The sequence below is a fragment of the Ancylomarina sp. genome (assembly GCF_041555295.1).
Lineage (GTDB): Bacteria > Bacteroidota > Bacteroidia > Bacteroidales > Marinifilaceae > Ancylomarina.
Window position 1 is genome coordinate 1 of the sequence record NZ_JBFFKR010000146.1, and the last position, 8,503, is coordinate 8,503.

Genomic DNA, 8,503 nt, shown 5'->3' on the forward strand with positions numbered 1-8,503 from the left:
ATAAACTCATAAACTCATAAACTCATAAACTCATAAACTCATAAACTCATGAACGCAATCAGTATTGAAGAGGCTCAGAAGCAGGTCGATGCCTGGATAAAAGAACATGGTGTTCGTTATTTTTCAGAACTAACCAATATGGCCATACTTACTGAAGAAGTAGGAGAGGTGGCTCGAATTATCTCAAGAAAATATGGCGAACAATCCTTTAAGGCTGGAGAGTCGGATAAGGACTTGGGAGACGAAATGGCGGACGTTCTTTGGGTGTTGATGTGCTTAGCCAACCAAACAGGTGTAGATTTGACTGAAGCTTTCAAAAAGAATATCGAAAAGAAAACGAGTCGTGACAAGACCCGACATCTGAATAATGATAAACTTAGATAATGTTGCTAAGTCTAATTAAATTAATAAAATAGGGGATCAACTAAAATTATCTTATTTTTGTGCTCTTAAAGACTATATTCCGTCCCGGTAAGAGGGAAGGGAATTGATGGAAAAATCAGCGAATAACGATTCGCAACTGGTTATTAATTATTTATATACATTATGAAGAGAGACATTTTAGAAATCTTAAAGTCATACGATCTTAAGGTTAGCGATGCAGAAGTAAAGGCAAATGTCAAATCAATTGTAGACAAAGATTATGAAGCTTTGTACACCATTGAGAATCTTAAGAAGAATTTTTCTTTTATAGATTTAACGACATTAAACTCGACTGACACGCACGCAAAGGCTAAAAGTTTTGCTGACAATGTAAATAACTTCCAGAATGATTTTGACATGCCAAATGTGGCTGCTATTTGTGTATATCCATACCAGGTACCTACATTAAATGAAAACTTAAAAGCTGAGGGCGTTAGAATTGCTTCAGTAGCAGGTGTTTTCCCATCTTCTCAATCATACGTTGAAGTTAAAGCATTGGAATGTAAAATGGCTGTTGAAAAGGGAGCTGACGATATTGATATTGTGATATCGATTGGGGCTTTCCTTGAAGGACATTATCAAACTGTTTTTGATGAAATTGCCATTCAGAAAGAGGCTTGTGGTAAAGCACACCTTAAGGTTATTTTAGAGACTGGAGAACTTAAGACGGCAGAAAATATTCGTACCGCATCTATTATTGCTATGGAAGCTGGAGCTGATTTTATCAAGACATCTACTGGAAAAGTTCCTGTAAACGCAACACTTGAGGCGGCTTACATTATGACTCAGGCAATTACAGAGTACTATGAGAAGACTGGCAGAATGGTAGGTTTTAAACCAGCTGGAGGAATTTCAACACCTAAGGATGCTATTGAGTTTTTTGCAATTTCTAAGAACAACTTAGGTGAGGAGTGGCTGAACAATAAGTGGTCAAGAATTGGAGCATCAAGTCTTGCAAACGCATTGTTAACTGAGATTCATAAAATTGAAACAGGAGAAGAGAAGGAGATTAAATATTTCTAAATCTGATACTTATAAAATTGAGATTAAAGCCGGATAATTCCGGCTTTTTTTATGTCTTAACAAAATAATTAAACTTAAAGCTTGCTTTTTGTGAAATATTATGTAGCTTTATTTTTGATTTAAATATCTGTTTGGCACTGAAATATGTTCATTCATCTTTTAATTTAAACAGGTTATAGTAAATAGCTCCGTTTTTCTTAGTGTAATTACTCTAGTGTTTTTTGACTAGTTTGGTTATGTTTTTGAGAGGAGAATGAACTATTTTAAATGATGGAATTTAAGCAATTTGAATAAATTTTCTATCTAATGGAATTAGATATAAATCTGAAAAACGAAGATAAAGTCCGAATGTTAGAGGATGAGATTCTGGAGCTCAAGCGAAAGCTAGAAGTAGCACAAGCAGGGGCTCTTAAATTGTCTCGTTCGTCTGATTCTAAGCGTTTCTCAGAACTGTTTGGAGTGGTTGATAGTGATTTTAATTTGCTTTCTGTAAATGATAAAAGGAATGAGTTTGTTAAAACACAGCAGGATGTTTTAAAAGGACAGAAATGTTATTCTGTTTTTTGTGGATTGAATCAGCCTTGTAAAAACTGTTCAATTAACACCAATAATTCAAAAAAGTTAGTCTGGTATTTTCTTCAGCAACGCATAGTGAATAATGATAGGATTTGTAAGAGCAATATCATTACACCTGCAAATTATATAGAACCCTTTGAGTTAACTTTAAAAGAGACAGATCTCTTTTATGAACAACTTTTTGAGTCGACAGGGGATGCTCTTTTGATTATCGACTGTAAGGGTCTTATTTTGAGATTTACAAGAAAGCTATGTGAGATGCTCTCATATTCTGAAGAAGAATTTTCAAAATTGACAATTTTCGATATTGATGACCCAACAAATTCGCTTTCGTTTGAAGACAGAGTCTTTCAGATAGAAAGAGATAAAGGTGCAATATTTGAAACCGATTTAATTTCTAAATCAGGCAAACTAATACCTGTTGAATCTAGTTCGTCTCCAATAAGATATCATAGTAAAACTGTGTTTTTTGTTACTTTCAGGAATATTGAAGAGCGTCTAAATGCACAGAAGGAACTTCTAGAGAGTGAGATTCGTTTTCGCACTTTAGTTGAAAATGCAAAGGATTTAGTGATGCGTTTCGATAGAGAACATCGTCATGTATTTGTAAACTCTGCTTCTCAGCAAGTTTTGGGTATAGATCCACAAGAATTTATCGGTAAAACACATCAAGAAATGGGATTTCCTGATGATTTGTGTCTACTGTGGGAAGAAGAAATGGATAAGGTTTTTGAATCAGGCATTGCTGATGTTATTGATTTTTCAATTCAAGCCAAAGGGCGTGATGTCGATTTCGAATGGCAACTTATCCCTGAATTCAATACGGAACATGAAATACCCTATTTATTGGCGGTTGCTCGCGATGTGTCAAAGCGAACAATGAGTGAAAAAGCTTTAGAAGAAGCCTTGAAAACGAAGGATAAGTTTTTCTCAATTATAGCTCATGATCTTAGGAATCCTTTTGGATCTTTAAGAGCTCTCTCTGAGTATCTACAAAACTCTGAGGATCTTACAAAAGAAGAAATTAAGGAATTTGCAGAGATTATTCATGCATCTGCTTGCCAGGGATATGATTTGCTCGAAAACCTTTTGGAATGGTCAAGATCACAGCGTGGTAATATAAAATGGAAACCGCAAGAATTTGATCTGGTAGAATTAATCAATTCAAATATCAAGTTAATACAAGCGAACATTCATAAAAAACAGATTCACTTAAATTTCCAAGCAGAAAAAAGTCATTATGTTTTTGCCGATAAGTATATGATTGATACAATTATCAGAAATTTGTTAGCCAATGCCGTGAAGTTTACTTATATGAATGGTAATATTGATATTATTTTACTTGAACAAACTAAACATTATTGTGTTTCTATAAAAGATGATGGCAAGGGAATAACTAAAGAAAATCAACCCAAACTCTTTGATTTGGACAATCAATACTCTAGTGTTGGAACAGCAATGGAAACTGGCACAGGCCTGGGGTTGATTCTTTGTAAGGAATTTATTGATACTAATAATGGACAAATTTGGGTTGAAAGTGAAGGAGGAAAGGGAAGTTGTTTCTCATTTACAGTTCCAAAGAAATAAGTTCCCCTTATTTTTTTCTTTCAATGGTATAGTCAACCAGAGCCATCATGGCATCCTTAACTTCAGAATCGGGAAAAGTCATTAATATAGAATCTGCTTTCGCTTTGTACTCCAACATCTTTTCTCGTGTATACTCAATACCACCTTTGTCTTTTACAAACTTGATGAGCTCTTGAACCCGATCTTTATCCTTATTGTGTTTCTTAAGGCTTTTAAGCACCCATCTTCTTTCCTTGGGAGAACAATCTCTTAATACAGCGATAAGAGGAAGAGTCAGCTTCCTTTCCTTAATATCATTACCTGTCGGTTTTCCAATGGCAGCTTGCTTATCGTAGTCGAATAGGTCATCCTTAATCTGGAAAGCAATTCCCAAATAGGCACCGAATTGTTTCATTTTCTCTTGGGTTTCAGTATCTGCATTTACCGATAGGGCACCCAATTGTGTACAAGCAGCTATAAGGCTAGCTGTTTTTTTGTAGATAATGTCAAAGTAGACGTCTTCAGTAATATTAAGTTTTTTCGATTTTTCAATTTGTAAGAGCTCACCTTCACTCATATCTTTTACAGACTCAGAAACAACCTTCAGTTGATTGAATTCGTCATTATCCAAAGCAATTAATAAGCCTTTAGATAAAAGGAAGTCGCCAACCAGAACTGCAACCTTTGACTTCCAAAGTGCATTGATGGAGAAAAAACCTCTTCTTTCATAGGCTTCGTCAACAACATCGTCGTGTACTAAAGTTGCTGTATGCAAAAGCTGGGTAAGCGTGGCGGCTATATATGTTGACTGATTGATTTCCCCACAAAGTTTCGCTGTTAAGAAAACCAAGATTGGGCGCATCTCTTTGCCTTTTCTTTTTATGATATAACGGTTAATGATATCGAGGAGCCGAACTTTAGTTCGCATGGTATTTCGAAAATAAGGATCGAATTCGTTTAACTCTTTCTCAATGGGAGCCTTTATGATGTTTAATTTAGAAGCTTTACTCATAGCAACCAAAGGTAAAAATTTAGTGCTTTCAATGGCTAAAAAAATAAATAAATTTTCAGATGTTTTAGTCTTTAAATGGCAATAAAAAATCTGTAGATGGAATTAGACTTCGTGTCGAGATGATGTTGAAAAGAGAAGGTGTGTTTTTGATACAAAAAGATATTCTTCAGCATATTTTAGCTTAAAACCTATTCAGAATACCCATAAATTAGCATCAAAGTAACAAATTTAACTATTTCGATATGAGACTTCTCTTTCTTAACGGATTATATTTATATATTTGCATAGTTATTAAATAGAAGTTTAAGTTTAGTGTATGAAAATTAGCGAATTAGAACCGGAAAAATTAGAACAAGCAGCCAATATGCTAAAGGCAATTGCTCATCCAATGAGAATTGCTATATTAGGCTATCTTGATGATGGTAAGAAGCTGACGGTTACTGAGATACATGAATTGTTGAATATAGAACAATCAACAACTTCGCATCATTTAGGTATTCTTAAAGATAAGGGCGTTTTACAATCTAAACGTGAAGGGAAGAATACATATTACTTCCTAAAACACTGTAGCTTAAGTAATATTGTTGATTGTATCAGCAATTGTACACATGGATAAAAATTAAAAACCGGTTAGTACTGGTTTTTTTATGATTTAAAGAATGGCAAAAGTTAGACTAACTAAAGAGTTTCGATTCGAGATGGCGCATGCGCTATGGAATTATGATGGCTTGTGTAAAAATATTCACGGACATTCCTATATTTTATATGTAACCGTAATTGGCGAACCTATTGCCGATGAAAATAATCCTAAGCTAGGCATGGTAATGGATTTCGGAGACTTAAAAAAAATCGTCAATGTTGAGATCGTAGATAAATTGGATCATGCAGTTGTTCTTAGTAATAGAACACCAATGCTTGAGCAACTTAATATTCCTCAAATGTTCGAACGATTCTTTGTTTTCGATTATCAACCAACTTGTGAGAATATGATTGCTGACTTCGCTCAACGAATTATTAATCGTTTACCAGCAGATGTGAGATTACATTCGCTAAAACTTCACGAGACAGCAACTTCTTTTGCTGAATGGTTCGCAGAGGATAACTAATTCGAAAGAAAATATATAAATTGAAGTCCGGTTTTGTTCCGGACTTTTTTGTACCCGTATTTTTAAAATATTTATTTCAAGATGATTGCAGGCCCTTTCAATTTCGATCTGATAAAACCCGTTAATCCTTTACTCGCACTTTTTCCGATTGGGGCATATGGTATTGAACATGCCTACCGAGTTTTTAAGTTGGTTGATAATATTTGCGACTTTGAAAAGATTAGCGATGATCTTCGCCAAAGCTTAAAATTTTGTGCCTTGTTTATGGATATTGGTCGAGAGGAAAAACAGATGGAACAGAATCTTGGATTTAAATCTTACGGGAAAATAAGAGGGACAGAGTTCTTAGGGAAGGAACGTTTTCAGAACGACTTGTGCCGATTTTTAATTGAGAGCCATACTTTGAGTATTGAAGATCGGAGTAAGCAGTTGAATCAATATCAGATAGAGGATAAGGATGAAGCCATTTTCTTGTTTAAAATACTGCAAGATGCATTAGCTCTTGATGCTTTTCGATTTGGGAATTTCTGTGCTGCCGATCTGGAATTATCAAACTCCAGGAAATTGGTTTTATTTGCCAGTCAATTTCATAGAAAGGAATTAAAGCAAGATTTGATCCTTAAGGAGATTGAAGATTGGTTGAAAGACATTTAATAATATTTCATTCACTGCAAGGGCACAAAATAATTCTCGTACTTTTGTTAGTCTTAATAGAGAATAGATAGTCATTAACACACATACAAAATATGTACTCGTCACACAGTAATCCTAAGAAAAAGCTATTTCTACTTGATGCTTTTGCTTTGATATACAGGTCTTATTATGCTTTTATCAAGAATCCACGTTATACTTCAACTGGAATTAATTCGTCAGCGATGTTGGGTTTTACCAATACGCTTTTGAATGTACTTGAGAAAGAGAAACCATCTCATATAGCCGTTGTTTTTGACCCGGCAGGTAAAACTTTTCGTCACGAAATGTTTAAAGAGTATAAGGCTCACAGACCACCCATGCCTGATGATTTAAGAAATTCCTTACCGTATATTAAACAAATAATTAGAGGTTTTAATATTCCTGAAATAGAGGTTGAAGGCTACGAGGCAGATGATGTGATTGGAACTTTGGCCAAGAAAGCAGAGAAGCAGGGCTACACCGTTTATATGATGACGCCCGATAAGGATTTCGCACAATTGGTGAGCGATAATATTTTCATGTATAAGCCGGGTCGATCGGGAAACGAAACGGAAGTTTTAGGTGTGCCTGAAATTCTGGCTAATTTTGGACTGGAAACGCCAGAACAGATTGTCGATTATCTGGGATTAATGGGTGACTCTGCCGATAATATCCCAGGCTGTCCTGGCATTGGTCCAAAAACGGCTCAAAAATTATTAGCAGCTTATAAATCAATCGATGGGATTTATGAGAATACCGATAAGCTGAAAGGAAAGCAGAAAGAAAATATTGTGAATTCGGAAGAGCAAGTTCGATTTTCGAAAGTCTTAACTCAAATTGCACTGGATGCGCCTATCGATTATGTCGAAGAAAAATATAGACTGATAGATATTGATGAAGACGTCCTAGGAAGTGTTTTTCTTGAATTGGAGTTCTTCAGTTTAAGGGAAAAGGTTTTATCAAATGCAAATAACAGATCGATAGAAAATGTTGATATGGTCTCCTCTCACAGTTCGAAATCTATGGGTAAGAGCACGATAGAAGAAAAAGAAATCATTCTTAGAGAGTTTAAAGACCTTAATTCTCATTTTTTTGTGCTTGATACTGCGGCAGTTAGAGCCGATTTAAGAGCTGATTTATGTGTGCAGAAATCCTTTTCATTTAGAACAATTTTGAGCGATGTTGATCCAAATCAGTCACAAATTCTGGGATTAGCTTTTGCTTTCAAAAATAACCGTTCATTTTTCGTTCCATTTCCTCAGGATGCTGCTGGAGCGGAAAAAGTGGCTCAGGAATTCAAATTTATTTTCGAAGATGAAAAAATTCTAAAAATTGCTCACGACATTAAACGCGATATTTTGGCTTTGCGCTGGTGTGGCGTAGAATTGAAAGGTGCGATTTTCGATACCATGATTGCTCATTATTTAATTCAACCTGAGTTGAAGCATGATTTGGAAAATATAGCTCAGACTTTCATCCATTACAAAATGATGGAGGAGGAGAAGCCTGAGAAGAAACAGCAAGCTCAGTTGAGTTTGATGTTGGAACCAGAACCGATCAAACATGATAAATATTGTGAAGAGACCTTGGTTAATCTCGAATTGGTTGAGGCTTTGGAAAATGAATTGACGGATACGGGTCTTTTGGATTTGTTCTATAATATGGAAATGCCGCTTCTGTTGATTCTATCTGATATGGAGTTCACAGGTGTGAAAATTGATGTGCCTATGCTAAAAGCGTACGCAGTTGAATTGAATATCGAAGTGAATGCGATCGAGAAAGAAATTATCGAGATGGCTGGTCATGAATTCAATGTGGCTTCGCCTAAGCAATTGGGAGAAGTTCTTTTTGAGAAAATGGGCTTAGATCCTAAAGCAAAAAAGACTAAATCGGGTCAATTTTCAACTTCCGAACAGGTATTAAGCAAGTTGAGGGACAAGCATCCTATTATTGAAAAGATTCTGGTTTTCCGTGGATTGAAAAAACTAATCTCAACCTATGTCGAGGCTCTTCCAACTTATATCAATGAGAAATCAGGACGAATTCACACTTCCTTTAAGCAAGCTGAGGCTGCAACGGGTCGTTTGAGTTCTACCAACCCCAACATTCAGAATATTCCGATTCG

General features: G+C 35.4%; 8 protein-coding genes. 7 read left to right on the forward strand and 1 reads right to left on the reverse strand.

Going from position 1 to position 8,503, the window contains the following annotated elements:
- Positions 1 to 48 precede the first annotated feature (48 nt).
- From ABY905_RS10820 to ABY905_RS10830, 3 genes are all read left to right on the forward strand, one after another.
- Positions 49 to 384 (forward strand): nucleotide pyrophosphohydrolase, encoded by a 336-nt coding sequence (locus ABY905_RS10820; protein ID WP_372643575.1) that lies wholly within the window; start codon positions 49 to 51, stop codon positions 382 to 384.
- 162 nt (positions 385 to 546) lie between these two features.
- On the forward strand, positions 547 to 1,446 hold the full coding sequence (gene deoC, locus ABY905_RS10825; protein WP_372643577.1) for a deoxyribose-phosphate aldolase: 900 nt from the start codon (positions 547 to 549) through the stop codon (positions 1,444 to 1,446).
- Between the two features lie 306 nt (positions 1,447 to 1,752).
- Positions 1,753 to 3,609: a PAS domain S-box protein gene (locus ABY905_RS10830; RefSeq protein ID WP_372643579.1), complete on the forward strand. Its 1,857-nt coding sequence runs from the start codon at positions 1,753 to 1,755 to the stop codon at positions 3,607 to 3,609.
- A gap of 7 nt (positions 3,610 to 3,616) precedes the next feature.
- On the opposite strand, the gene ABY905_RS10835 is transcribed toward ABY905_RS10830, so the two are convergent.
- On the reverse strand, positions 3,617 to 4,600 hold the full coding sequence (locus tag ABY905_RS10835; protein WP_372643581.1) for a polyprenyl synthetase family protein: 984 nt from the start codon (positions 4,598 to 4,600) through the stop codon (positions 3,617 to 3,619).
- A 316-nt stretch (positions 4,601 to 4,916) separates the two neighbouring features.
- Here ABY905_RS10835 and ABY905_RS10840 point away from each other — a divergent pair, with 316 nt between their 5' ends.
- From ABY905_RS10840 to ABY905_RS10855, 4 genes are all read left to right on the forward strand, one after another.
- Positions 4,917 to 5,216, forward strand: coding sequence for a helix-turn-helix transcriptional regulator (locus tag ABY905_RS10840; protein WP_125028827.1), 300 nt, complete (start codon positions 4,917 to 4,919; stop codon positions 5,214 to 5,216).
- 43 nt (positions 5,217 to 5,259) lie between these two features.
- Positions 5,260 to 5,706 (forward strand): 6-pyruvoyl tetrahydropterin synthase family protein, encoded by a 447-nt coding sequence (locus ABY905_RS10845; RefSeq protein ID WP_372643584.1) that lies wholly within the window; start codon positions 5,260 to 5,262, stop codon positions 5,704 to 5,706.
- A gap of 81 nt (positions 5,707 to 5,787) precedes the next feature.
- Positions 5,788 to 6,360 carry an HD domain-containing protein gene (locus tag ABY905_RS10850; protein ID WP_372643587.1) on the forward strand — a complete coding sequence of 191 codons (573 nt, stop codon included), beginning with the start codon at positions 5,788 to 5,790 and terminating at the stop codon, positions 6,358 to 6,360.
- A gap of 92 nt (positions 6,361 to 6,452) precedes the next feature.
- Positions 6,453 to 8,503: DNA polymerase (locus tag ABY905_RS10855; RefSeq protein ID WP_372643591.1), on the forward strand; the 2,051-nt coding region annotated here is incomplete at its 3' end.

Bases quoted from the DNA above. Each gene is read 5' to 3' on its own strand.
- ABY905_RS10835 (WP_372643581.1), bottom strand. From the start codon at position 4,600: ATGAGTAAAGCTTCTAAATTAAACATCATAAAGGCTCCCATTGAGAAA.
- ABY905_RS10850 (WP_372643587.1), top strand. From the start codon at position 5,788: ATGATTGCAGGCCCTTTCAATTTCGATCTGATAAAACCCGTTAATCCT.
- ABY905_RS10830 (WP_372643579.1), top strand. From the start codon at position 1,753: ATGGAATTAGATATAAATCTGAAAAACGAAGATAAAGTCCGAATGTTA.
- ABY905_RS10820 (WP_372643575.1), top strand. From the start codon at position 49: ATGAACGCAATCAGTATTGAAGAGGCTCAGAAGCAGGTCGATGCCTGG.
- deoC (WP_372643577.1), top strand. From the start codon at position 547: ATGAAGAGAGACATTTTAGAAATCTTAAAGTCATACGATCTTAAGGTT.
- ABY905_RS10845 (WP_372643584.1), top strand. From the start codon at position 5,260: ATGGCAAAAGTTAGACTAACTAAAGAGTTTCGATTCGAGATGGCGCAT.
- ABY905_RS10840 (WP_125028827.1), top strand. From the start codon at position 4,917: ATGAAAATTAGCGAATTAGAACCGGAAAAATTAGAACAAGCAGCCAAT.